The following is a 26871-nucleotide window of genomic DNA, read 5'->3' as shown; positions in this document are numbered from 1 at the left end:
AGAGGATAAGTAAGTGAGATTAAAGCATAAACCATGGGCAGCGGAATACATTCAACAACATCCTGATGTAATTATTCCAAACCCGGAAGATTATAAAGGTAAGTGGAATGAAGTATTCGGCAACGACAACCCGATTCATATTGAAGTTGGTACGGGTAAAGGGCAATTCGTTTTAGGAATGGCACTGCAAAATCCGGATATTAACTATATCGGTATTGAATTATTTGATAGTGTTATCGTCTGTGCCCTTGAAAAAATCGAAGCAGAAAACAAACCATCGAATTTACGTTTGTTAAAAGTTGATGGCGCGAAGTTGGAAGAGTTTTTCGGAAAAGGGGATGTGGACCGTGTTTATTTAAACTTCTCGGATCCATGGCCAAAAGTACGACATGCAAAACGTCGCCTGACACATGAAGGTTTCCTGAAAATTTATAAAAACATTTTAGTTGATAACGGTGAAATCCATTTCAAAACGGATAACCGTGGTCTTTTTGAATATTCACTCGTAAGTATGAACGAGTATGGTATGGCATTAAACTATGTATCGCTAGACTTACATGCGAATATGCCGGAAGATAATATTATGACAGAATACGAGGAGAAATTCTCGAAACTCGGTCAGCCAATATATCGACTAGAATGCCAATACAAGACGAAATAATAACGATTTAGGGGGATGGAGAAATGGATCGATTTGAATTTCACAACATGACATTGACATGGTTACATGGAGGTGTCACAGCACTGGATGGCGGAGCTATGTTTGGGGTAGTGCCAAAAGCACTGTGGTCTCGTAAATATCCGGTGAATGAATTGAACCAGATTGAATTAGCATGTGAACCGATTTTAATTCAATACGAGGGGAAAAATTACTTAATCGATACGGGTGTAGGTGCCGGTAAGTTAAATGAAAAGCAGCTGCGCAACTTCGGTGTTTCTGAAGAATCAACAATTGAAAAAAGCTTAGCTGAAGCTGGATTACAGCCAGGCGATATTGATGCAATTTTAATGACACATCTCCATTTTGATCATGCTGGTGGTTTAACGAAGTGGGAAGGGGACAAGCTTGTTCCGGTTTTCCCGAATGCAGTTATCCACACGACACAGATAGAATGGGACGAGATGCGCAATCCGAACATTCGTTCAAAAAATACGTATTGGAAAGAAAACTGGGAGCCTGTACAGCATTTAGTATCAACGTATGAAGGGGAGCTGGAAGTGGCACCTGGATTAAAAATGATCCATACAGGCGGCCATAGTGAAGGACATGCGATTATCCGCCTTGAACAAAACGGTGAAGTGGCGCTACATATGGCGGATATTATGCCGACACATGCCCACCAAAATCCGCTTTGGGTATTGGCGTATGACGATTATCCGATGACAAGCGTATTTGCGAAGGAAAAGTTAATGAAAGAAGCGCTGTCAAATGGCTACCGCTTTATCTTTTACCATGATGCGTATTACCGCATGATTCAGTGGGACGCAACAGGCAAGGAAGTAACGGATAGCCTGGAACGTTCAAAACCGGCATTAATTAAGTAAACACGAAAGCACCTGCATGATGATCGATGCAGGTGCTTTTTATTATCGGTTGCGTACTTTCAGCATGTATTGAGTGTTTACAGTAATTAATATGATAGCGATGATAAGGATGGCGAAAAGCTGGGATTCGCCGGATGCGACTGAATAGAACATGCACAGCAACAAAGAACATAATAATAAAACATTTGTCAGATTGAATGCGGAGTATAATCCTTGCAACATAATATGGCGTTCGCCTTCGTCCGACATTTCAAACATCTTTTTCGAATATTGTTTATCATTATAAGAAGGGATTTCACGGTACGGATACACATATTTAATATAATTGCCTACTAGTGGTGTACCAATAATAGGGATTAATATAACAGGAACTGATATGATCTGAATAATGATTGACTGTTCTGTGATGATAGCTACACAAGCTCCTACAATACTAAGAATCAATGACATATTAATTGCCAGTGAAGCATCACTGTACAGTTTATATAAATTCTCTTCCTGCAAATCTTCGTCTTCACCGCTTAGTTGGTGTAGTGATTGTCTTTTTAACTGACTTAATTTAATGAAGCCAACAACTGTTAAAAGAAACGCAATCCCCAAAAAAACAAAAGTCATTTCTGTTGCAATTTCGTACAACGGCAGTGTAAACCCGCCTGATACAATAAAGACACTTATAAGTCCCCCTACAATACCTCCCAATAAAAATTGTTTTACCGTTCGTTTCATTACAATTCCTCCTCTTCGAAAATAAAAATCTCATCAATCGGTTCATTCAAAATTTTTGATATTCTTACGGCTATTAATAGTGAAGGGACGAGTTCTTCGCGTTCGATCAGGCTAATCGTCTGTCTTGATACTTTTGCGCGTTTTGCTAATTCGGTTTGATTTAACTGATACCTTGCCCGCAACTCCTTTAATCTTGTTTTCATTTCTTCACCTCTTGTATATGATTGTAAAACAATCGAGTCAACTTGACAAGTATATTTGTCAAGTTGACTAAAATATTTTTATTGGAGGCCGAAAAAATACGATGACTAAAATTACGTCATCGCATCCTCTACATTATATTTGTTTAATATCAACAATGGCACCGGAACGTGCATCTGCTGCGAACTCGTAGTTTTCAAGCTCGCCATCGATTGTACGGGAAATACCTCCACGATAGACCGGAGTTTCTGTAAAGCCATTACTGAAGTTTTCTGTTTTCATGTAAATCCAAGAACCATCAATTGGTGCGTGTTTTTTAAATTCATCTTTGATGTTGGCTAAAATTTGATCTGGATTCGCAAATGGTGCGACACGATTGCTCATTTCTTTAACAATGACAGCTGCTGCCATCCCTGTTACTACCCCTATTGTAAAGTCTTTTAAATTCATCTCAAAATACCTCCTCAAAATAGTGACTACATTTACTTTATCATATTCTGAAAATAGAGTAAAAATAATAGAAGGTTCGAAAGTCGAAATATTGCTTGCAATTTGTGGTATAATGAATGCAAATCTACATTTAGAGGTGTTGCAGAATGAATCAAGATACACTTGCTCTTTTTAAAACATTAACAGAACTGCCTGGTGCACCAGGGAATGAGCGCGCGGTCCGCAATTTTATGCGCTCTGAATTAGCAAAATATTCTGATGAAGTTATCCAGGATAATTTAGGTGGCGTATTCGGCGTGCGTAAAGCAAAAGATGAACAAGCGCCAAAAATATTAGTCGCTGGCCATATGGATGAAGTTGCTTTCATGGTTACTTCCATTACTGAAAACGGCATGATCCGTTTCCAAACACTTGGCGGCTGGTGGAATCAGGTTATGCTGGCACAACGCGTTACGGTCTATGCAAAAGATCGTGAAATTCCGGGTGTTATTGCATCAATTCCGCCGCATTTATTAACAGATGCTGAGCGTTCAAAACCAATGGATATTAAAAATATGCTGATTGATATCGGGGCAGATTCTAAAGAAGATGCGTTGAATTTAGGTGTACGTCCAGGGCAATCCATTATTCCCGTATGCCCATTCACACCGATGGCCAATCCGAAAAAAATTATGGCAAAAGCTTGGGATAACCGATACGGCTGTGGTTTAGCGATTGAACTGTTAAAAGAGATTCAAGGTCAGGAAGTGAAAAGCCATATTTATTCCGGAGCGAATGTTATGGAAGAGGTCGGCTTACGCGGAGCGGCTGTTTCATCGAATATGATCAAGCCTGATCTGTTCTTTGCATTGGATGCATCACCTGCGAACGATACAACTGGCGACAAAAATGAATTTGGACAATTAGGTAAAGGAACATTACTTCGAATCCTGGACCGTTCAATGGTAACACACCGAGGTATGCGTGAGTTCGTGCTGGACACAGCAGAATCAAACAATATTCCATACCAATATTTCGTTTCTCAAGGCGGTACAGACGCAGGACGTGTGCATACACAAAATGACGGTATTCCTTCTGCAGTAATCGGGGTTTGCTCACGTTATATTCATACTTCTGCTTCGATTATTCATGTGGATGACTATGCGGCGGCTAAAGAATTGTTAGTAAAATTAATTCAAACAGCAGACCGATCTACAATCGAAACTATTCGCGCAAACGTATAAAAAAATTCAATATTATATTATAATACAAGGATGCGAACTTATCGCATTCTTGTTTTTTAGTTGCGGATACTAGGTTGAACGTGACTTACATAGGAAATCGGTAAACCATTTTATACAGGTATAGACCGTTTAAAAACGAACAGCTTGGAGATGAAATAATGAAAGTAGCAGTCGGATCAAAAAATAAGGCGAAATTAGGTGCCGTTGAAGCAATTGTCAAACAGTATTTCCCTGAAGCCACAATCGAAAATATGGAAGTACCCTCAGATGTATCGATTCAGCCTTTTTCAAATGAAGAAACGAGACAAGGTGCGATCAATCGTGCACGCCATACAATGATGCTGACAAATGCAGATATGACATTTGGACTTGAAGGTGGAGTCGATGAAATCGAAGGAACGATGTATTGCTGTAACTGGGGTGCGGCTGTTTTAAAAGATGGAACAGTTATTGCCAGTTCAGGGGCACAATTTGCCTTACCTGAAGAAATTGCTCAGGAGCTTCGTATGGGCAAGGAACTTGGGCCGGTGATGGACGTCTATACAAATAGCGAAAATATTCGCCATCATCAAGGAGCAGTCGGTATTTTCTCAAATAATTTAATTGACCGTCAGGAAATGTTTGAACATATTGTGAAATTATTAGTCGGTCAAATTTTATTTAAAATGAATAAAGAGCAAAAGGATCAGATGTAAAGCACATTCGTTGCAATACGGCTCGAAAAATTATTATGATACGATTGAACGTTTGAAAGAGAGGGAAAGCAATGGGTCGTAAATGGATACATTTGTTTTTGCTTACTTCAATTGTTGTTATATTATCAGCATGCAGTCAAACAGTCGAAGAACAGGCACAAGCTGGGATGGAAAATGCTGAAACAATATTTAGCAGCGAAACGAACGAAGCAAACAAAACGATTGGACATATAGAGCTATATTTACCAAAAGGATATAGCATTGAAAAAGGAATCGATGAATTGAATTACACAATTTTGAACGGAAAAGATTCTTATATACTTTTCGTCAATCAAAATGAACCGGAAGACAGTCGGTTACAGTATGACTTGTTAAAGCAGGAAAACAAAAATGAAATTGTGGAAGAAAAAACTTTCGAAGAGGATGGCCATTTCGGATTTTCTGCTGTCACGAAATTACCTGAAGAGAAATATGAGCTGATTGTAAATATTGGCGGAGTGAAATTGTCGACTATTTCCGAGGATAAGAAAATGGACGATAAAATCAAGGAAATGATGGAAATTGTGAAATCAGTGAAAGTGGTTAACTAGTTGAAGCGTTAGGGAAAGTAATCATATAGCTTTTTTGTTACAATAGATGAAGTAAATGGAACGGTTCACATTTGTGAGCCGTTTTTGATTAGATAAAGGAGTGGTTGAATGGAATCGAAACAGTTAGTAGCTGAACTGAAGGCTAAGTTAGGTGAGGCAAACTTTACATTCACATTCGATGAAAAGCATGATAAATTACGTCTTGAACATAAAAAAATCGGGCGGGGTATGGATATTTCTTTACCCGAAATTTTAACGAAGTACGAAAAGAAAAAACAGCAGGCAATCGATGAAGTGATTTATACAATCGAACAAACCTTTTTAGCGATGCAACGGGAAAAAGAGCAGGGGTTTGCTGGACTGGCATCAGTTTATCCGATCATCCGCTCAACATCTTTCCCTAAAAAGTCGAATGAAGGACATGCGTTTATTATGACTGATCATACGGCGGAAACACGTATTTATTATGCGCTTGATCTAGGCACAACATATCGTTTAATCGATGAGTCCATGTTATCGAAATTAAATGTAACAGAGGAGCATATACGTGAAGCAGCCCGTTTTTCTGTAAAAAAATTGCCGACTTCTGTTAAACGGGATGAAGTTTCAGGCAATGTATATTACTTTTTAAATCAGAATGACGGTTATGATGCAAGCCGAATTTTAAACGAAAGCTTTTTAAAGGAAATGGAAGGCCAAATTGAAGGCGAAATGACGGTATCTGTCCCGCACCAGGATGTATTAATTATTGGTGATATTCGCAATGAAGTAGGGTATGATGTATTAGCGCAGATGACGATGCATTTCTTTACAGTTGGCGCGGTTCCGATTACGAGCTTGTCATTTGTATATGAAAACGGTCATTTAGAACCAATATTTATTTTAGCGAAAAACAAAGTAAAAAAGGAGCAAGAAGAAAAATGAAAGTAGCTTACAACAAAGCACACGTAGGAGATGTCCTATTAGTTCAATTATCAATGGAGTCAATCGTAAAAACAGCGATGGATCGCGCTGGCGATGTAGCCATTTTAAAAGAAGAGACAACTGGTGAAGTGAAAGCTTTCAACCTTTTTAATGCAAGTAAGTACGTACAACTGGATGTTGCAGGAAATGTGGAAGTAACACCGGAGCTTGTAGAAAAACTAGAAGCGGCATTAAAAGCAAATGGCGCAGAAATCTCATTGGATGTAGACTTCTCACCAAAATTTGTAGTTGGCTATGTTGAAACAAAAGAAAAGCATCCAAATGCAGATAAATTAAGTGTTTGTAAAGTAAATGTCGGGGATGAAACATTACAGATCGTATGTGGAGCACCGAATGTTGATGCAGGCCAAAAAGTAGTTGTAGCTAAAGTTGGCGCTGTAATGCCTTCAGGTTTACTGATCAAAGAAGGTAACCTGCGTGGTGAAGATTCATTCGGTATGCTTTGCTCAGCACGTGAACTGGCAATTCCAGGTGCACCAGAAGTAAAAGGGATTTTAGTACTGGATGATTCTGCAGAAGTAGGAAGCCCATTCGAAGTTCCAACTCGTTAATAAGTACGATAAGTTAGTATGTTGAGCTGAGTCTCTCATACTAACTTTTTTTTATCCTTAAAAATATCAGCGACAAAGCGCATTTAACCGGCAAATATGATATGCTTTTGAGGTGTATATTATTTATGCACAGCAATCTAAATAAGAATAAAGACCGTTGCAAATAGTGGAATTTGTACGGCAATGTTTTTAAGGAAAGAAGTGGTATTTATGAGTTGGATTAAAAATAAATTTAATAAACTATTTAAAATGGATTCAGATGAAGAATATGATGAGTATGAACAATCACCAAAATCGGATGATATAAATCAGACAAACCAATCACAAGCGCAGCAAGATTATTATGAAGAACCTGATGCACCAAAAAAAGCATTCCGTTTTCCTCTAATAGAAGATAATTATGAGCAATCAGTAAAACCGGAAAATGAGCAGCGACAAACGACGCGCTTTTATGATGATGATAAGGAAGAACTGACATTACCGAATTATTTGCAAAAACATTCTGCGAAGGAAGTATATGATGTTGAAGTCTCCGGCATTCGGGATTTGCTGGAACGCCGCCGTAAAGGGAAAAGTCATACAAATGCAGCACATACAAGAGACCCGGTTCGCCGTTTGCCAAATTTAAAAGAAGAACGAGAAGCAATACGTCACAATAAGCCTGTACGTGGTGAAAGAACTGAAAATAAACAAATTTTAAAACCGATCGAAATTAGGAAACGTTTTATTCCTACTGACGTTCCATCACCTGTCCATGGTTTTAAAAAACCGTCACCTATTGAAAAATTAATTGAAAAGCAGCAGGATGAAAAGTTAAAAAAAGAAGAGCAGGAACCTAAATTACGAACTGAACAAGAACATACTGATAATGCAGAACAAGCGATGGAGCAGGTTGTTATACCAACAAATGAGGAAGAACAACAAGCTGTGCCAAATCTTGAACAAGGAATATACGAGTCTAGTAAAGAAGTAGAAATTTCACAGACTGAAAACCTTGAACCAGAGTCACAATCAGAACCTGAACTAGAAACTGCATCTGAAGCTGAGGCAGATCCAGCAGCTGAACCGGAAGAATTAATTTTTGGCGAAACGGACGAATCAGTTGAAGAAGAGCAGCAACCGATGGAAGAAGAGGTAGTTGAACATCTGACAGAAGCGGTTATTGAGGTAGAAAATGAAGTGGAAGAGGCTGTAGTAGACGAACCTTCAGCTGCAGAAACAATCAATGATGTTCAAGTGAAACATGTAACGATTGAAAATTCAACGATTCACATCGGTCATTTAAATGTGGAGCAAATGCCTCCATCATCTGAAGAAGCCGTTGTAATTGAAGAGAAGAAGGAAGAAACGGATGAAGTTCAGCCAATCAGTACGAGAAGCCGTGTTCCGTTTAATGTGGTGATGCTGAAGTCAGACAAGCAAAAATTGATGACAAAACAATTTGTCGAGCAGCAGCTTAGCATGCAAAGCAAACAAAATAAAGTAGATGAAGTAAAGCAAGAGAACATAATTCATCCGGCTGCACAGACAGATGAAGCTAATACAGAACTAGAGGATACAGTGCAGCAAGGAAACAATGATGAAGCAAAAGCTGTTAATCCAGCAACAGAGCCATTGCAAAATGAAGTACGACAAGTACAGGAAAATGCTGAAATCAATTTTAACGAACATGTTATAAAGCATGAGCCGACGAATCAGTATGAAGAGGAAACGATGCGCACATCCACTTCTACATCTGTAGGATTACTGGAACGTGAATCCGATATACCTGAAAAAGTTGAAGAGCTATTAGAAGTAGCAGCAACTACGGAAGCTGTAGTGGAAGAAGTGCCGGAAACATTGAACGTTCAGGAAGTACCGGAAATTCAAGAAGTGACAGAACTACCGTCAGTTAAAGTAGAGGAAGAGCCAATTGTTGAAGAAACGGCAGATGGAAAAGAATTATCTACGCAAGAAGTGATGGAAGAGGAAGCTGAAACCGTAATAGAAGCACCACCAGTAAAAAGAATTCCTTATGTGAAACCACCGCTTGAATACTTAGTACCGCCGGAGGAAATGGTGGAAGACCGCGACTGGATGGATGAGCAAGGCGAAAATTTAGTGGAAGCACTGTCTCATTTCCAAGTCCAGGCTCAAATTGAATCGATAGTCCAAGGACCGGCCGTTACTCAATTTGAAATTACCGTAGGACACGGTACAAAGGTAAGCAAAGTCCGCAATTTAACGGATGATATTAAATTGGCATTAGCTGCAAAAGATATTCGAATCGATGCGCCAATTCCAGGGAAGCGATCAATCGGTATTGAGATTCCAAACAGGATTTCCCGTTCGGTTCGCCTTTCGGAAGTGACAGAATCAGCTTCTTTTAAAGATTCGGATTCACCATTGGAGGCAGCACTCGGTTTGGATTTAACAGGGAAGCCGGTCACAATCGACTTACGGAAAATGCCGCATGGTCTGATTGCCGGTGCGACAGGTTCAGGTAAATCGGTATGTATTAACTCGATTTTAGTGAGCCTTCTGTATAAAGCAAATCCGAATGAATTAAAGCTGATGCTGATTGACCCGAAAATGGTAGAACTTGCGCCATTTAACCATATTCCGCATTTAGTCAGCCCTGTAATTACAGATGTTAAAGCCGCGACTGCAGCATTAAAATGGGCAGTAGAGGAAATGGAAAGACGTTATGAGTTATTTATGCATAGCGGTGCACGTAAAATAGAAGCATATAATAAAATGTGCGATGCAAATGGTATGTATGCACAGAAACTTCCATACTTATTAATTGTCATCGATGAGTTGGCAGATTTAATGATGATGTCCCCGCAAGATGTGGAAGACAGCATTGTACGAATTACGCAAAAGGCCCGTGCTGCAGGAATACACTTAATTGTTGCTACACAGCGCCCATCTGTAGATGTTATAACAGGTCTGATCAAGTCCAATATTCCAACGCGTATCGCCTTTTCTGTATCATCGCAAATCGACTCTCGCACAATTTTGGATTCACAGGGCGCAGAACGATTGCTCGGTCGAGGAGATATGCTATATTTAGGAAATGGAATGTCGGCTCCAACACGTATTCAAGGTACATTCGTAACAGATGATGAAATCGAAGAAATAATCGAGTATGTACGTGAACAAGGCGAGCCACAATATATATTTAAACAGGAAGAACTATTAAAACGCTCAGAAACAATAGAGGAACAAGACGAGTTGTTTGAAGAGGTATGCCGATTTGTGTTTGAACAAGGCTCAGCATCGACATCACTTTTACAACGCCGTTATCATATTGGCTATAATCGGGCAGCTAGATTAATCGATATGTTAGAGCGACATGGTTATGTTTCAGAACCAAAAGGAAGCAAACCAAGAGATGTATATATTACAGAGGAAGAGCTGTTTGAGCAATTCGGAGGCTAATGCACCAGCAAGTTGAACAATAAAAAAATTAGAATTGTCGTTCAATTATCGTAACGTGTATTTAGTGCTATAATGTAGGCATACTTTGAAACAATAAATTGATAATTCAATGGGGTCTTCGTATCCTAGGAGGGTTTTATAAATAATGACACGCTATCATTTTACCGGTATTAAAGGTTCAGGCATGAGTTCCCTGGCACAAATTCTATTTGATGCAGGAGAGGAAGTTCAAGGTTCCGACTATGAAACATATTATTTTACGGAACAACCATTACGTGATCGAGGAATAGAAATTTTAAATTTCGATGAAAACAATATTAAAGAAGGTTTAACCGTTATTGCAGGGAATGCATTTAATGATGATCATCCAGAATTAGTTCGTGCACGCGAGTTGGGTGTTGAAGTTATTCGCTACCATAAGTTTTTAGGCGAATACAGCAATCGCTATACTTCTATTGCCATTACAGGTGCACACGGTAAGACGTCTACGACTGGTTTAATGAGCCATGTTATAGGCGGTTATATGCCGACATCGTATTTAATCGGTGATGGTACTGGTTCAGGTAAAGAAGATGCTTCATATTTTGTTATGGAAGCATGCGAATACCGTCGCCACTTTTTAGCGTATCATCCGGATTATGCAATCATGACAAATATTGATTTTGATCACCCGGATTATTTCACGAGCATTGATGATGTATATGATGCTTTCCAACAGCTTGCTTTACAGGTGAATAAAGCAATTATTGCTTGCGGTGATGATGAACAGCTTCAGAAAATTCAAGCCAATGTACCGGTTGTCTACTACGGTTTTGATCCTGCTAATGATTTTTCAGCGCGTAATATCGTTAAAACATCGGAAGGTACGGAGTTTGATGTTTATGTTCGAAATGAGTTTTACAGTAAGTTCTTTATCCCGTTATTCGGTGATCATACGATTTTAAACTCGTTGGCAGTAATCTCACTGTGTCATTATGAAGGGGTTCCGGCAAAGCTGATACAAGAACGCCTTAACACATATGGCGGGGTAAAACGTCGCTTTACTGAAACGAAAATGGGCAATGCGATTTTAGTAGATGATTATGCACATCATCCAACAGAAATCGCGGCAACTTTGCAATCAGCACGCCAAAAGTATCCGGATCGTGAAGTTGTTGCGGTATTCCAGCCGCATACCTTTACTCGAACTAAAGCATTTTTACAAAACTTTGCGGATAGTTTGAGCGGTGCCGACGCAACCTACTTATGTGATATTTTTGGTTCGGCACGTGAAAAACAAGGTGAGCTTTCAATTCAGGATTTAGCAAACTTAATTGATGGCTGTATTGTTTTAACACTTGAAACAATTGATCAACTTAAAAAACATGAAAATGCCGTATTCCTGTTCATGGGAGCGGGAGATGTTCATAAATATCAAGATGCTTTTGAAGCAATTTTGAACTAATTGAAAAACAGCTTAACCTCAAACTAAAGGATAAGCTGTTTTTCCATACATAACGTGAAATACTTATGACGACCAATATTGTATTTTGAATGAACCAATTGGGCTTTCCGTTATTGCGGGGAAATGTAGAACTTATATCCATAAAGGGTTTTATTCATCAACAGATTGGGGAATATGAAAGCATGGACAAAAAGGTCATTCGCCTTTAGTGAATAAATAAATAACAAATTAATGGTATTCACGTAAGAAAAGCTTGTATTTCTTGAGGGTTTTGCGGAAAAAATGCTTTTCTAGGAAAAGGATTGTCGCAATTTTTGTCGAATGTAATAAATGGAACTAGATAGAGGAGGTTATATTTGATGGAAGTATTACTTTATATTGCGGCATTAGTGGCTGCAATCGGATTTTTAGTCCTATGTGTAAGTATTGGTATGACATTGTTTTCTGTGAAGAATACATTAAATTCAATTGCAGGAACAGTTGCCGGTATTGAAGGACAAATGGAAGGCATTACACGTGAGACAACAAGCCTGCTTACAAAAACAAATGCACTGGCAGATGATATTTCAGATAAATCGGAGAAGTTAAATTCAGTAATGCATGCTGTAAAAGGTGTTGGTGATTCTGTTAATAACTTGAATTCATCCGTTCAACGTATTACAACATCGATCTCAACAGAAGTGCATAAAAATGAAGACAAGATTGCGCAAGTCGTTCAATGGAGTAATGTAGCAATGGGGATTGCAGATCAATGGCGTCAGCGCAAGCCGATTAATGAAGAAGATATTGTGTATACGAGTACTAAAACAAATGAAACACCACCAAATTTAGGCCAAAAGTCAAAGTTTGGTTTCTTAAAACGCAAGTAATAAGGGAAACGACATTCAATAACAAGGGGGAGTTTTTAAAATGGAAGAAACACGCTATGATTATAACCGATTAAATGATTCGATTTATGATGATGAAAAAATTCATGTTAAGGATTTTGTTATCGGAGCATTGGTAGGCGGTATTGTCGGTGTAGCGACAGCATTATTACTGACACCGAAGACAGGCAGTGAAATGCGTAATGATGTGGCGGTACAAGCTGTTACATTAAAAGATAAGAGTATTGAGCTTTCTGGTACTGCAAAGGAAAAGACAGCACAGCTTTCAACGCAATTAAAAGAGCAGTCTTCTTCAATTGTTGAAAAAGTAAAAGCAAAGACAGCAAAACAACCACCTGTTATGGATGATGGAACAGCTTCATCGGAAGGTGAGGAACCATTACCATTAGACAAAATGGTCGATGAAGAAGTACTTGCTGCTGAATCTCCGGATCCGGATAGTGTAAATACAGACCCGGATATCGCACCAAACTCAACACGCCATACAGATGTACAATAAGAAAAACGGCTCCCAAAATATGGGGAGCCGTTTTTTATTTTATTCAATAACCGGTTGATCCGTTAGCTGAATTTCCAATTGGTCACCACCGAATATTTCGGCATCAAACGAAGAGGGCTGTCCATTCCGTAAAATCGTAAATGACCCTTTAAATGTTGCAGGTAGCTGCCAGTTGGAAAATCGAAAGACATCCTGATAAATCCACTTGCTTGTATCTTTCTCAATAATATTAATTGTAGCCCCATTCGGCACAATTGCTTCATGTTGGACTACTTGACCGTTTAGTAAAAACTCACGGGCTACTTTTACAAGTTCGACTTGTTCATGCTGAAACGATACGATCGCTTTTTCTTCCAGCAATAAATTTAAATGTGCTGCAATTTGTTCAGCTGTCGGTAAATGGCGTTGTTCAAATGTAATAATATCCCCATTTTGAATAGGGTAATGCAGTTTCCCTAGCTTTCCGTTAATGAAAAGCTGTGATGAAAAATCAGGGAATGATACAGGTTTCCCGTCGATATGAACAAAATAAGATTGGAACTGCTGCATATGCACAGATTGGTTCAATGACCTCAATGCATCTTCTACCGTTTCGATTGTTTCGACGACAATTACGTCTCGGTCCTGTATAGGTGTATCGAGTTTGACGATTTTACCGTTTACAAATACTTTCGGTTCAATATTATATGGCTTTTCTTGAATTGTCACAGTCATGACGGAAGCATGGTCAATAATATCCCCAATAGTAACAGCTGCGGCTGTCCCGTCTTTTCCTGGAATCAGTTTTATTTGATCTCCATTTTTAATAAGAGATTTAATCGAGGCATTTTCCCCATTGAGTATAATTTGTGCAGGCTGACCATGTTCACCAGGCACGAAAACATTTTGACCGTTCACTGTTATCGACAATCCATGTCCTGGCTTGCCGTATAATTGTTTTGCTCTAATATTCGCAGCCAAAAATGCATCACCGACAGTCATTTCCTTTAATTCAAATAGTCTTACGATTTGTTCGTTCACTTGAATTGACATGTAATGAATCGGCGCTTTTTGTGCAGCAATCGCAATTCCAATCGGTGTCACAAGCTCAGGCGTTGCAGCAATATTGTGTGCGCGTGTTAAATTCTGTATGGCATTCACATCACGTACCGCCACACGGTTAGCCGGCAAATTTAGTGTTTTGCCGATTTCTTCCGGCAAGCGGGGTGTTAAGCTCCCGCCGCCAACTAACATGACCGCTTTTGGTGGGATGTTATTGTTTAACCTTAAAATTTCCTCGCCAATGGACTTTGCCAAATTTTCAATTGCAGGGTATATTGCTTTAATTACTTCTTCCCGTGGGTAATGTTCGTCAAATCCTAAAATATCCTGGATGAGAATTTCCTCGCTCGTATGCAATTGGCGCTTTGCCATTTCAGCGACCGGGAAATCCAGTAAATAATGGTCACTTAAACTTTCGGTAATTTCATCACCGGCAGTCGGCACCATTCCGTATGCGACAACCGTACTTTTGTCTGTGATGGCAATATCCGAAGTTCCGGCACCAATATCAACAAGTGCCACATTTAAGCGGCGCATAGATGGTGGAATAAGGACATTGATTGCGGCAATCGGTTCTAACGTGAGCGCCTCCATCTCCAAATCGGCTCGCTTTAATGCGGCAAGCAATGATTCCACTACAACACGTGGCAGGAAAGTGGCAATCACTTCAACGGATGCTTCATCACCTTGCTGATCAAGGAGGCTTCCAATTTCTTCACCATCCAAACGGAAATATAAAACGGAATAGCCGACACAATAATAATGGTTATTTTTTGTATCTTCCTTATGGAGCAATAATTGTTGCTGCGCCTGCTGAACGGCTTGCAGCTCCAGGCGGTTAATATCTTCTTCCGTAAAGATCGGTCGGTTTTTAATAGAAATGGAAACACTGGCCTGTTCGGTCTTTAATGCACGCCCGGCTGCTGCTACACTCACTTTCTCCAAAGGACCATGCGTTTCTTCCAATTCAGTCTTGATCTCCTGTATTAGCTCCGCTACATACAGGACGTTATGTATTTGGCCATCAACCATTGCACGCTCTTTATGTTCTTTTACTAATATATCGGCAACATGGTAGGTGTCTGCATGCTGCTCTAAAATAATGCCGACAACGGACCGTGTTCCAATATCAAGTGCGAACAATTTGTTTGCCATATGAAAACGCTTCCTTTCTATTATTATCACAATATACTTTAGCGAGTTGAAGCGCTAAATTAAAAATGCGTGACATTCTACAATAGTTTGATTATAATAAGATTATTACTTAAAAATGTATCATACTTTTTATTTAACTGAAAGTGCCGGATACGCAAAGAAGAGGGGTAGAGGAATATGCATCAACAAGATTTAGAAAGCTTACGTAGCCAGATTGACAGCCTGAACTTAGAAATTTTACGTTTAATAAATGAACGTGCAACTGTAGTAGAAGAAATTGGTAAGATTAAAGAAAAACAAGGTGTGAATCGCTATGATCCGCTACGCGAGCGTCATATGCTTGACTTAATTAAAGAAAACAATAACGGTCCGTTAAATCAAATGACGGTTGATTATATTTTTAAACAAATCTTCAAAACAGCGCTTAAACAATTAGAAGCAGAAAAGAAAAAAGAATTACTCGTTTCACGTAAAGAAAAGTCAGAAGATACTGTCATTAATGTTAATGGTGAATTAATCGGTACAGGTGCTCCTTCTTTCGTATTTGGACCATGTGCGGTTGAATCATATGAACAAGTTGCCGCAGTAGCTGCAACAATCCAGGAAAAAGGATTAAAACTGATCCGTGGCGGTGCATACAAACCACGTACATCACCGTATGATTTCCAAGGTTTAGGTCTGGACGGGCTTAAAATTCTAAAAGATGTTTCAAAAGAATACGGTTTAGGTGTTATCACAGAAATCGTAACACCAGCTGATTTAGATCATGCATTAGATTACATTGATGTCATTCAGATTGGTGCTCGTAATATGCAAAACTTTGAACTATTAAAAGCGGCTGGATCAACGAATAAGCCTGTATTATTAAAACGCGGTCTTGCAGCAACAATTGATGAGTTCATCCATGCAGCAGAATACATCATGTCAAAAGGTAATGAAAACATTATTTTATGTGAACGCGGTATCCGCACATATGAAAAAGCTACTCGTAACACATTGGATATTTCGGCAGTTCCGATTTTAAAACAAGAAACTCATTTACCGGTAATGGTAGACGTGACGCATTCTACAGGTCGCCGTGATTTATTGTTGCCATGTTCAAAAGCGGCAATCGCTATTGGAGCAGACGGTGTCATGGCAGAAGTGCATCCAGATCCATCAATCGCATTATCGGATCAGCAACAGCAAATGGATATCCCGACATTCAATGCATACTACGATGAACTATTAAAATTCATGAAACAATACGAAGTGTCAAAATAAATATTAATAAGCCCATGTTGAGTCATTTCAACATGGGCCTTTCTGTATTTTTCGCAAGTGCTTCCGTGTTGATGGCATATTTTTTGAATATTTTAAGACAATTGATGAAAAAACCAGGTATTCACTAGGTTTTGGATTGAAAAGAGAAATGAAAATATTATATGATGAAGCTATACATAACAATTAGTATTACTAGTCAATTTGAAAAACTTGTATCACTAAGATAAAAAAGGGGGAGAAACTTTTGACTGTCACAATTTATGATGTTGCACGTGAGGCGAATGTATCAATGGCAACCGTATCTCGCGTAGTAAATGGAAATCAAAATGTTAAGCCTGCAACAAGAAAAAAAGTGTTGGAAGTGATAGAGCGTCTGGAATATCGTCCAAATGCAGTAGCACGTGGCTTAGCAAGTAAAAAAACAACATCAGTAGGAGTCATCATCCCTGATATTTCGAATAATTTAAATGCCGAGCTTGCTCGAGGCATTGAAGATATTGCGACAATGTACCGCTATAACATTATTTTGGCGAATTCAGATCAAAATGAAGAAAAAGAACTAACGTTACTTGATACGATGCTAGGGAAGCAAGTGGATGGCATTGTGATGATGAGTGAAGAGGTAACAGACACTATTCAACGTGCGGTGGAGGCTTGCCCTGTACCGATTGTATTGGCAGGGTCTATCAGTTCTACTGAAAAAGTAGCTTCTGTAAATATTGACTATTATAATGCGGCATTTGAAGCTGTAGAAACACTTATTAATAATGGACATATGAGAATTGCATTTGTCTCAGGGCCGTTAAAGTATACAGTGAATGGTCAGCATAAACTTGCTGCCTATAAAGATGCCCTTAAAAAAGCAAACATAGAAATAGATGATGCTTTAATTGATGCCGGAGATGGCTCTTATGACGGTGGATTGGAAAGCTGGGCGAATTTAAGTGAACTACAGCAACCGCCTACTGCCATTTTTGTCGGGAATGATGAGTTGGCAATTGGATTAGTCCATGGCATTCAAGATAGCGGGAAAAATGTACCGAATGATGTGGAAATCATCAGCTTCGAAAATTCAAAACTAGCGCGCATGGTACGACCTAGACTGACAAGTGTTGTATTGCCTTTATACGATATCGGAGCAGTTGCAATGCGCTTATTAACGAAGTATATGAACAAAGAGGAAGTTGAACAGCAACATGTCATCTTACCACACCGCATAGAAAAGCGCGGTTCAAGTAAATAATAAAAGCGTCTGTCAACAGCTGACAGGCGCTTTTGTTTTAGGATAGCTCTATAATTTCACCCGGAATTTATAGCAACATTATAAACGGTTTTTTTCTGTACGAATTATATGTAGGGCTTTTTCAAGCATTCGTGCATTTTTTTCCTCAATTTCAGCTTTACGCGGAATCGGATCGTATAAAGGTTGTGGATCATGCCAAGTCGGTATTAGCTGAACAGGCGATTCCGTCTGCCATTTATCGAGCCATTGCTGCGGTAACGGTCCAGTCGGGGCAGGCTGATCGGTCATCTCCGTCCAAATATGTGACCAAGCACGCGGAACGACCCGCCAAATATCATAGCCACCGCCGCCAACTGCAATCCAGCGACCTTCACAATATTCATGTGCCAATTTATGCGCAAGCTTTGGTATTTCTTTGTAAATGTTCATTGTCCCGTACAAATGTGTGAGCGGATCAAAATAATGAGCATCTGCACCGTTTTGCGTCAAGACGACATCGGGTTTGAAAAATTCAAATACTTCACGCATGGACTGTTCATATATTTCCAGGAAGCTCTCATCCTCTGTAAATGCGTCAATAGGGAAGTTAAAAGAAGTCCCGTATCCTTCACCGTTCCCGCGCTCTGTTATATTGCCTGTACCAGGGAATAAATAGCGGCCTGTCTCATGAATCGATAATGTACATACATTCGGATCATCATAAAAGGACCATTGAACACCATCGCCATGATGTGCATCAGTATCTACATATAAAACGCGTAGCCCATACTTTTCCTGAATATATTTAATCGCTACGCTGCTGTCATTATAAATGCAAAAACCGGATGCTTTTCCACGGAAACCGTGATGAAGTCCGCCGCCCAAGTTTAAAGCATGCTGAGATTTACCTTGCAGTACTTGATCGACTGCCTGCAATGTACCGCCAACGAGCAGTGCGCTTGCTTCATGCATATTTTTGAATATCGGTGTATCCTCTGTTCCAATACCATATGGTTCCCCTTGCTGGGGTGTTAACTCGCCATGACCAGCTTTTTTTACGATTTCGATATATTGCATGTCGTGGGCCAGCGCAATTTCTTCATCTGTCGCAATACGGGCAGGGACGATATCCTCATCCTTAAGGGCACCGATATTTTTCAATAAATCAATCGTTAAGTGTAACCGTTTGTGGTTAAACGGGTGTGTGTCCGAAAATTTGTAAGTGAGTTGTTCTGGTGAATAAATAAATACAGCTTTTTTCATAATGTAACGCCAGGCAAGTTTGGCCACAATACATCGTATCCTTGCTTACGCAACTCTTCAATAATATGCAGCGGATTGATTACTTGCAGACGGACACTTACAATTCGGGACTTCTTATTTTCACCATCAGGATATACGAGAACACTTAATACATTTGCCTTGTTATCATGGAATACTTTTGTTATTTCAAACAGCATACCGGGCTTGTCATTTACCCGAATGTCAATTTTAGATCCGGGTTTATGTGCGCCTGTTAATTCGATGTAAGTATATAGTAAATCAGTCGTCGTGACGATACCGATCAGCTTTCCGGCAGTAACAATAGGTAAACAGCTGATTTTAGCATCATAAAAAGTCATGGCTACTTCTTCAACGAAGTCTAGCGGATGGCCGACAATCGGATTTTTGACCATGATTTTCTCGATTGGAGCATCATAAATCGTAGAGTCCGGTTCTTCGCGTAACCGGGAAGGCAAAGCGTTTTTCAAGTCATGGTCTGTAATGATGCCTACAACAAGATTCTCTTTGTTTACAATCGGCACATGACGGATATTTTTATCCCGCATTAGTCCGACAGCATCACGTACTGTGTTTTCAGGCAGGAGTGTATGTATCTCTCTTTGCATAATTTCTTCGACAATCATAGTTCATTCCCCTTTGTGATAAGAATTAATACATGAAACGATTTCTAAAGCGAAGTCTGTCAAATCTCTCCAATGTCTCAGTTCCAACACGTGCCCCCACACGCGCCATGAGACAGTTGGCAGGATGGGAAGTGATTTCAGGATCATCTGTTGCATAATACTCGAAATTGACGGATGTCATCATTCTCTCCATCATATTCCGGTATTCCCACACGGATAAACCTGTCCCTTTTAAATCCCAGTGCCAGTAATATTCAGTTGTAATGACCAAATAATCTTCCATTGCATCATCCATAAATGATACTTCCAATAATTTTTTGCCGGAGCCGGATCCTCTAAAAGAAGGAATGACTTCAATGGCGCCAAGCTCAATCATATTCGGAATCCGATCCTCAGACCAGCGTTCCAAAGGATCTGGATAGAGATACGTAACATAGCCGACAATAATATTATCCTGTCGAATGACAATAATGCGCCCTTCTTCCAGCTTAGCAATCCCGACAAGGGCTTCATGCTGTTGATGGGAAGGTCTGAAAGCTTTTAAATCTTCATGTAATGTGTAGGTAGCTAATTTTTCGGAAGAAACAGGTCCTTCTACTAAAACATTACCATTCTTCGTTTTGAATTCAAGACGATAATAATTTTTCACATGAATCATAATCACACCACCTGCATTTAATACATCTATTATACTCTATTTCATGCGAAAATACGCTTAAATTCGCGAGATGTCACTAAATTGATTGAAAGTTTTAAATATTTTGCCTATTATAGTATTTTTATTGTAAAATGATTGTAGTTTTTAATGAAAGGGGATTTTTCATGGGGATGAAAACAATGGAAAAGCTAGCAGTTATTCCGGGGGAACATAATTTAAAAAATTATGAGGAAACAGCTGCGAATCATGTTTGGCAACATAGTGAAACAGCATTTTCTTGGTTTGAAACGGGGAAGGTCAATATTGCATATGAAGCAATAGACCGACATGCAACAACACACCGCAAAAACAAAGTCGCTCTTTATTATAGTGATGGGAATCGAAAAGAAGCCTATTCTTTTTATGATATGAAACGTCATACAAATAAGGCTGCGAATGTGTTGAAGGAAAAGGCGGACTTAAAAAAAGGGGACCGTATATTTATTTTTATGCCACGCACGCCGGAGCTTTATTTCAGCTTAATTGGTGCATTGAAAATTGGCGCAATCGTGGGGCCATTATTTGAAGCATTTATGGAAGGGGCCGTATATGACCGGTTAATGGATAGTGAAGCGACCGCAATCATTACAACACCAGCATTGTTAAGCAGAGTCCCGCTTGAGAAGCTGCCGCATTTAAAAACGGTTTTTGTTGTCGGGGAAAATATTGAAGAAACGGATAAGATACTAGATTTTAATAAATACTTTGCAGAGGCATCTCAGGATTTTGACATTCAATGGGTCGATAAGGAAGATGGCTCCCTTTTGCATTATACTTCCGGTTCAACGGGTGCTCCAAAAGGGGTATTACAGGTCCATTATGCAATGATCCAGCAATATCAGACAGCACAATGGGTACTGGATTTAAAGGAGGATGACATCTACTGGTGCACAGCCGATCCTGGATGGGTAACAGGGACGGCTTATGGGATTTTCGGTCCATGGTTAAATGGTGTGACGAATGTCGTTATCGGGGGACGATTTAGTCCGCAGGCTTGGTATGGAGCAATTGAGGAATATGGTGTCACAGTATGGTATAGTGCGCCAACTGCATTTCGAATGTTGATGGGTGCAGGTCCGAATATTATCGGTAAATATAATCTTTCAACTCTTCGTCACGTTTTATCGGTCGGTGAACCATTAAATCCGGAAGTCGTAAAGTGGGGTATGGAAATATTAAATCACCGTATTCACGATACATGGTGGATGACGGAAACGGGTGGCCATATGATCTGCAATTACCCATCAATGGATATTAAGCCGGGATCAATGGGGAAACCTGTGCCAGGTATTTATGCAACGATTGTAGATGATCAAGGCAATGAAGTCCCGCCATATACAATGGGGAATTTGGCCATCAAAAAAGGATGGCCTGCAATGATGCGGCAAATTTGGGGGAACCCTGAACGCTATGAATCCTATTTCTTAAAAGGAGAATGGTATGTTTCAGGTGATTCTGCATTTAAGGATGAAGAAGGTTACTTCTGGTTCCAGGGTCGAGTAGACGATGTCATTATGACGTCAGGAGAACGTGTAGGACCATTTGAAGTGGAAAGTAAACTGCTTGAACATCCTGATGTAGTGGAAGCAGGCGTCATCGGAAAACCAGACCCGGTGCGCGGTGAAATTATTAAAGCATTTATTTCATTGCGTGAAGGGATAGAGCCTAGCGAAGCGCTTGAATCGAATATTAGAGACTTTGTAAAAAACGGTCTATCCGCCCATTCGGCACCACGCGAAATTGAATTCAGAGATAAGCTGCCGAAAACCCGAAGCGGTAAAATTATGCGCCGTGTTTTAAAGGCATGGGAACTTGATTTACCGGCAGGCGACTTATCGACAATGGAAGATTAATTTTATATGCCAGTACTTCTTAAATCGGGGCGCTTACATATGTAGGCGCCTTTTGTATTATTATTGAACAATAATTTAGAATAATCTAGAATTATATAAAAATACAGTTGACTAAATAAATATACATACTTATACTTATTTTTATCATTTAGAATTCGTAAAAGATTTTTTCGGTTATATAAAATTGACGAGGTGACAACATGAAGGCAGGTATTATTGGTGCAACAGGGTACGGCGGGCTAGAACTGCTGCGTTTTTTGCATAATCATAAAGAAGTAGAAGAAATTGGATTATTCACATCTTCTGATGAAGGAACTCAGTTTTCGGATAAATTTCCGCATTTAACGGATATTTATAATCAATCATTACTTAAATTGGATGATGAGGCATTGGCGCAATACGATGTCATATTTGCAAGTACGCCATCCGGGGTATCAAGTACGATTTTTCCATCTTTAGTTGAACGGGGTCCAAAATTAATTGATTTATCCGGGGATTTCCGGCTGAAAAATTTAGCAAGCTATGAAACATGGTATAAAAAAAATCCGGCACCACAGGAAGTTGTGGATCGAAGTGTTTACGGATTAACGGAGTGGAATGCGTCGGCAATTGAAAACGCAGATTTAATTGCCAACCCGGGCTGCTATCCAACGGCTGTTTTATTATCCATCCTGCCTCTTATAAAACATCGTCTAATTGATCCGAGCTTCCTCGTCATCGATGCGAAGAGCGGAATTTCAGGAGCAGGGAACAAACCGTCACAGGCAACACATTTCAGTGAAGCAAATGAGAGCTTCTCGATTTATAAAATTAATGAACATCAGCACATTCCCGAAATCGAACAAGCGATTTCAATGTTTACCGATATCGAAACAACAGTAACATTTAATACGCATCTTGTACCGATGACACGAGGTATTTTAGCAACTTCCTATGCACAAGTAACGGAAGGGGTTACTCAAAAACAATTAGTGGACTGTTTAACAGAAACATATAAAGATCATCCATTTGTCCGTGTCATTCAACAGGCTTCCGCAGTGGGAACAAATCGCGTGAAAGGTTCAAACTATTGTGATATTTATGTGAAACTCGATGAAAGGACAAATCGGGCAACGATTATCGGTGTGATCGATAATTTAGTTAAAGGAGCTGCCGGCCAGGCTATTCAGAACATGAATGTCCAATTCGGCTTCCCGCAGCAAACAGGCTTACAACTCGTTCCGTATTTTATTTGATTTATAAAGATGAGAAATAAATGACTATCAAGTTGATTGGTTGGGGGGGAAGGCGAGTCGATTGTGCCTTCTCATTCATCAGCGAACAGATTATGACGAGGACAATTAAGGGAGGGTCATTAGATGACTTCAACAATAGAGATGAAGAAATTATCAAGCAAAAATATCGTATCACCAAAAGGGTTTACTGCAGCAGGTGTTCATTGCGGACTTAAACATAAGAAAAAAGATTTAGCGATTCTAGTAAGTGAAGTACCGGCAAGCGTTGCCGGAGTATTTACAACTAATGCAGTTCAGGCAGCACCTTTAAAAGTAACAAAAGAAGTTGTATATGAAACGAAAAAAATGCAGGCAATGATCGTCAATTCAGGAAATGCCAATGCATGTACAGGTAAACAAGGCGTATTGGATGCATATGAAATGCAACTGCTTGCCGCACAAAAGCTTGGCATCGCATCCAATTTGGTAGGGGTAGCCTCTACGGGTGTCATCGGGGAAATTATGAAAATGGAGCCGGTTAAAAAAGGTGTTGAACAATTAAATCCCGATTCAAAGTTAGAAAGCGGTATTGATTTCTCTCAGGCAATTTTAACAACAGATACTGTCATGAAAAATACAACTTATGCCACGATCATTGATGGCAAGGAAGTCATTGTATCAGGAACAGCTAAAGGTTCCGGAATGATTGAACCAAATATGGCGACAATGCTAGGGTTTATTACAACAGATGCCAATATTGCATCAAATGAGCTGCAAAAAGCATTATCAAGTGTAACGGATTGCACATTTAATTCAATCACAGTGGATGGTGATACATCTACGAACGACACGGTTATTGTAATGGCTAATGGCTTAGCGGGAAATGAACCACTATCTCCATTACATCCTGACTGGGAAAACTTTTACACAGCACTACGTCTTGTGGCAGAAGACTTAGCAAAGTCAATTGCACGTGACGGGGAAGGTGCAACAAAGCTGATTGAAGTAGAAGTGGATGGAGCAGTTTCAGATGAAGAGGCACGTAAAATTGCAAAAACAGTTGTAGGTTCACCGCTTGTAAAAACAGCAGTATTTGGCTGTGATGCAAACTGGGGACGTATTATTGCAGCAGTTGGCTATTCAGGTGCTGTAATCGATCCCGATAAAATCACAATCAAAATCGGTGGGGCAACAATGGTGGAAAATGGCGAACCAATTAAGTTTTCCGAGGATGAGCTTATCGAAATTTTAAAACAGCATGAAGTAAAAATATATGTGTCACTTGAAGTTGGGAAAGGGCACGGATTTGCATGGGGGTGTGACCTGACTTATGACTACGTTCAAATCAACGCATCATACCGCTCGTAAAATGGTCATAAAACTTGGCGGCAGCACATTAGAAGGTCTTAACGAGACCTTCTTTCGCAATTTTAAAGCGTTGCAGGATCAAGGGTTCCAACTCATTATTACACATGGAGGTGGACCTGCGATCAACCGTGAATTAGCCGCTGCCGGTATCGTGTCACAAACGGTAAACGGACTGCGTGTAACAAGTGAAGAAATGATCGGTATTGTACAGTCAACTTTAATCGGAAAAGTAAACCCTTCACTTGTACATGAGCTCCATTCAGCAAATATTTCTGCTATTGGGCTGAATGGATTTGACGGGGGACTGCTGGAGTGTGAATTTTTAGATTATAAAAATTACGCATATGTTGGAGAAGTGAAGCGTGTTAATATTAATATGTTAAACTCTTTGACGGAAGCTGGAATTGTACCTGTTATTGCCTGTATCGGTGCAACAAAGGATGGGCAGGCGCTGAATATTAATGGCGATACAGTGGCAAGTGAAATTGCATTGGCTGTCGAGGCGGAATGTCTCCTGCTTGTGACGGATGTGGCCGGTATTCGCATACAGGATGAATACCAGACAGAAGTAACACCACGCCTGATCGAACAATGGATTGAAGAAGGGCATATTTACGGCGGGATGATTCCGAAAGTACAGGGTGCCCTGAATTGTTTGAAGGCAGGTATACCTTCTGTACAAATTGTTAATGAAGCTTTAACCGGGACGACTATTTTAAGTGAGGAGCTAGTGAAATGAGTGCATTATTCCAAAATTACGCAAGAAGACCTTTTGCTATTGTCGAAGGCAAAGGAACAGAAGTATTTGATACGACAGGGAAGAGATATTTAGATTTTACGAGCGGCATTGCTGTTTGTAGTTTAGGGCATGCACATCCATCAATCGTTGAAGCTATTCAAAAACAAAGTCAAAAACTGTGGCATATTAGTAACTTATTTGAAAGTCCAGGACAGGAAAAACTTGCCGCATCATTAGTGAAAGATTTGCATTTATCATATGCATTTTTCTGTAATAGTGGTGCAGAGGCGAACGAAGCGGCTATTAAATTAGCACGTAAGCATACAGGGAAACATAAAATCATTGTGTTTGAACAGAGCTTTCACGGACGTACATTTGGTGCGATGAGCGCAACTGGACAAGATAAAGTGCGTAAAGGATTCGGTCCTTTAGTGAGTGAGTTTATAACATTGCCATTTAATGATATCGAAGCATTGAAAGCTGCAGTTGATGAAGATACTGCTGCGATTATGCTTGAAATGATTCAAGGTGAAGGCGGAGTAAATCCTGCAACGGATGAATTCGCGAAAGCCATTCATGAAATTCAGCAATCCTCAGATATTTTAGTCATTGTTGATGAAGTACAAACAGGTATCGGACGTACAGGAACTCGTTTTGCATTTGAACAGACAGCTATTAAACCGGACATTGTCTCAATGGCTAAAGGTCTCGGCGGCGGTTTCCCAATCGGGGGAATTCTTGGGACAGAAAAGCTGTTCAACACATTTAATGCAGGTACACACGGTACGACATTCGGCGGGAATCCATTAGGTGTTGCCGTTGCTCAAACAGTTATCGATCAAATATTCAATGATGCCTTTTTGGATAATGTAAAACAAAAATCAGCATACTTTATTAATAAACTGGAAGAAGCTTTTCCGGAAGATAAATATTCAGTTCAAGGGAAAGGGTTAATGCTTGGTCTAAGCCTTGGCGGAGAAGATGTGGCACCTTATGTGGCCGCATTGGATGAAGCTGGTCTATTAACAGTTGCTGCCGGCCCGAAAGTGATTCGACTATTACCGCCTTTAACAGTGAGCGAACAGGAAATTGATGAAGCAGTCAATTTACTTAAAGATGTATTAAAAGCAGAACAATTATCAATTTAATTACATTAAAAAATCTCACCAACCTATAAAAGTTGGTGAGATTTTT

At 39.7% G+C, this 26871-nt stretch carries 25 protein-coding genes; 18 read left to right on the top strand and 7 right to left on the bottom strand.

Annotation, left to right across the window (positions count from 1 at the left end; translation table 11 throughout):
• The first annotated feature begins 13 nt into the window (after positions 1-13).
• Entirely contained in the window at positions 14-661 is a 648-nt protein-coding gene (gene trmB, locus MKY51_RS12790) for a tRNA (guanosine(46)-N7)-methyltransferase TrmB (protein WP_339172683.1), read from the top strand.
• A 23-nt stretch (positions 662-684) separates the two neighbouring features.
• Complete coding sequence (locus MKY51_RS12785; RefSeq protein ID WP_339172680.1) at positions 685-1545, top strand: MBL fold metallo-hydrolase; 861 nt, start codon at positions 685-687, stop codon at positions 1543-1545.
• Between the two features lie 42 nt (positions 1546-1587).
• On the opposite strand, the gene MKY51_RS12780 is transcribed toward MKY51_RS12785, so the two are convergent.
• The 3 genes from MKY51_RS12780 to MKY51_RS12770 all read right to left on the bottom strand — a co-directional run bounded on the left by MKY51_RS12780 (position 1588) and on the right by MKY51_RS12770 (position 2922).
• Positions 1588-2271, bottom strand: a complete 684-nt coding sequence (locus MKY51_RS12780) for a DUF3169 family protein (RefSeq protein WP_339172678.1) — start codon at positions 2269-2271, stop codon at positions 1588-1590.
• Positions 2271-2474, bottom strand: coding sequence for a helix-turn-helix transcriptional regulator (locus tag MKY51_RS12775; protein ID WP_339172676.1), 204 nt, complete (start codon positions 2472-2474; stop codon positions 2271-2273). The genes MKY51_RS12780 and MKY51_RS12775 overlap by 1 nt, the downstream gene beginning before the upstream one ends.
• Before the next feature lie 133 nt (positions 2475-2607).
• The gene (locus MKY51_RS12770) at positions 2608-2922 is read right to left on the bottom strand and encodes a PepSY domain-containing protein (RefSeq protein ID WP_339172673.1); all 315 of its coding nucleotides are present in this window, start codon (positions 2920-2922) and stop codon (positions 2608-2610) included.
• 146 nt (positions 2923-3068) lie between these two features.
• Between MKY51_RS12770 and MKY51_RS12765 the strand changes: the two genes are divergently transcribed.
• From MKY51_RS12765 to MKY51_RS12725, 9 genes are all read left to right on the top strand, one after another.
• Positions 3069-4145, top strand: coding sequence for a M42 family metallopeptidase (locus MKY51_RS12765; protein WP_339172670.1), 1077 nt, complete (start codon positions 3069-3071; stop codon positions 4143-4145).
• 158 nt (positions 4146-4303) lie between these two features.
• A complete protein-coding gene (locus MKY51_RS12760) occupies positions 4304-4840 on the top strand; it encodes a DUF84 family protein (RefSeq protein ID WP_339172667.1) in 537 nt (178 codons plus the stop codon).
• A 71-nt stretch (positions 4841-4911) separates the two neighbouring features.
• Positions 4912-5430, top strand: coding sequence for a hypothetical protein (locus MKY51_RS12755; RefSeq protein WP_339172664.1), 519 nt, complete (start codon positions 4912-4914; stop codon positions 5428-5430).
• Between the two features lie 108 nt (positions 5431-5538).
• Positions 5539-6354, top strand: coding sequence for a DUF1444 domain-containing protein (locus tag MKY51_RS12750; protein WP_339172661.1), 816 nt, complete (start codon positions 5539-5541; stop codon positions 6352-6354).
• Entirely contained in the window at positions 6351-6965 is a 615-nt protein-coding gene (gene ytpR / locus MKY51_RS12745; protein WP_339172659.1) for a YtpR family tRNA-binding protein, read from the top strand. The genes MKY51_RS12750 and ytpR overlap by 4 nt, the downstream gene beginning before the upstream one ends.
• A gap of 210 nt (positions 6966-7175) precedes the next feature.
• Positions 7176-10388 (top strand): DNA translocase FtsK, encoded by a 3213-nt coding sequence (locus MKY51_RS12740; protein WP_339172656.1) that lies wholly within the window; start codon positions 7176-7178, stop codon positions 10386-10388.
• Between the two features lie 145 nt (positions 10389-10533).
• A complete protein-coding gene (gene murC, locus MKY51_RS12735; protein WP_339172654.1) occupies positions 10534-11832 on the top strand; it encodes a UDP-N-acetylmuramate--L-alanine ligase in 1299 nt (432 codons plus the stop codon).
• 359 nt (positions 11833-12191) lie between these two features.
• Positions 12192-12701, top strand: a complete 510-nt coding sequence (locus tag MKY51_RS12730; protein ID WP_339172652.1) for a DUF948 domain-containing protein — start codon at positions 12192-12194, stop codon at positions 12699-12701.
• Positions 12702-12741: 40 nt separating this feature from the next.
• Positions 12742-13218 carry a YtxH domain-containing protein gene (locus MKY51_RS12725; protein WP_339172650.1) on the top strand — a complete coding sequence of 159 codons (477 nt, stop codon included), beginning with the start codon at positions 12742-12744 and terminating at the stop codon, positions 13216-13218.
• Positions 13219-13257: 39 nt separating this feature from the next.
• Here the strand turns inward: MKY51_RS12725 and MKY51_RS12720 are convergent, their stop codons facing one another.
• Positions 13258-15414 (bottom strand): cell division FtsA domain-containing protein, encoded by a 2157-nt coding sequence (locus MKY51_RS12720; RefSeq protein WP_339172648.1) that lies wholly within the window; start codon positions 15412-15414, stop codon positions 13258-13260.
• 177 nt (positions 15415-15591) lie between these two features.
• Between MKY51_RS12720 and MKY51_RS12715 the strand changes: the two genes are divergently transcribed.
• Both MKY51_RS12715 and ccpA read left to right on the top strand, forming a co-directional pair.
• A complete protein-coding gene (locus tag MKY51_RS12715) occupies positions 15592-16677 on the top strand; it encodes a bifunctional 3-deoxy-7-phosphoheptulonate synthase/chorismate mutase (RefSeq protein ID WP_339172646.1) in 1086 nt (361 codons plus the stop codon).
• Between the two features lie 244 nt (positions 16678-16921).
• Positions 16922-17920: a catabolite control protein A gene (ccpA, locus tag MKY51_RS12710; RefSeq protein WP_339172643.1), complete on the top strand. Its 999-nt coding sequence runs from the start codon at positions 16922-16924 to the stop codon at positions 17918-17920.
• Positions 17921-17998: 78 nt separating this feature from the next.
• On the opposite strand, the gene MKY51_RS12705 is transcribed toward ccpA, so the two are convergent.
• The 3 genes from MKY51_RS12705 to MKY51_RS12695 are packed head-to-tail and all read right to left on the bottom strand — an operon-like array spanning position 17999 to position 20464.
• Positions 17999-19162 (bottom strand): acetoin utilization protein AcuC, encoded by a 1164-nt coding sequence (locus MKY51_RS12705; RefSeq protein ID WP_339172641.1) that lies wholly within the window; start codon positions 19160-19162, stop codon positions 17999-18001.
• Positions 19159-19806, bottom strand: a complete 648-nt coding sequence (locus tag MKY51_RS12700) for an acetoin utilization AcuB family protein (RefSeq protein WP_339172638.1) — start codon at positions 19804-19806, stop codon at positions 19159-19161. Before MKY51_RS12700 ends, MKY51_RS12705 begins: the two co-directional genes overlap by 4 nt.
• 25 nt (positions 19807-19831) lie before the next feature.
• Positions 19832-20464: a GNAT family N-acetyltransferase gene (locus MKY51_RS12695; protein ID WP_339172636.1), complete on the bottom strand. Its 633-nt coding sequence runs from the start codon at positions 20462-20464 to the stop codon at positions 19832-19834.
• Positions 20465-20634: 170 nt separating this feature from the next.
• Here MKY51_RS12695 and acsA point away from each other — a divergent pair, with 170 nt between their 5' ends.
• The 5 genes from acsA (at position 20635) to MKY51_RS12670 (ending at position 26825) form a co-directional block, all read left to right on the top strand.
• Positions 20635-22356: an acetate--CoA ligase gene (gene acsA, locus MKY51_RS12690; RefSeq protein ID WP_339176632.1), complete on the top strand. Its 1722-nt coding sequence runs from the start codon at positions 20635-20637 to the stop codon at positions 22354-22356.
• A gap of 200 nt (positions 22357-22556) precedes the next feature.
• Positions 22557-23591, top strand: coding sequence for an N-acetyl-gamma-glutamyl-phosphate reductase (gene argC / locus MKY51_RS12685; protein WP_339172634.1), 1035 nt, complete (start codon positions 22557-22559; stop codon positions 23589-23591).
• Between the two features lie 123 nt (positions 23592-23714).
• On the top strand, positions 23715-24938 hold the full coding sequence (gene argJ, locus MKY51_RS12680) for a bifunctional glutamate N-acetyltransferase/amino-acid acetyltransferase ArgJ (protein WP_339172632.1): 1224 nt from the start codon (positions 23715-23717) through the stop codon (positions 24936-24938).
• Entirely contained in the window at positions 24901-25677 is a 777-nt protein-coding gene (gene argB, locus MKY51_RS12675; protein WP_339172630.1) for an acetylglutamate kinase, read from the top strand. Before argJ ends, argB begins: the two co-directional genes overlap by 38 nt.
• Complete coding sequence (locus tag MKY51_RS12670; RefSeq protein WP_339172628.1) at positions 25674-26825, top strand: acetylornithine transaminase; 1152 nt, start codon at positions 25674-25676, stop codon at positions 26823-26825. The genes argB and MKY51_RS12670 overlap by 4 nt, the downstream gene beginning before the upstream one ends.
• The last annotated feature ends 46 nt before the right edge of the window (positions 26826-26871 follow it).

It is taken from the genome of Solibacillus sp. FSL R5-0691, assembly GCF_037974225.1.
GTDB lineage: Bacteria > Bacillota > Bacilli > Bacillales_A > Planococcaceae > Solibacillus.
Note: the sequence above shows the minus strand (reverse complement) of the source record. Positions and strands in the feature narration are given on the sequence as shown.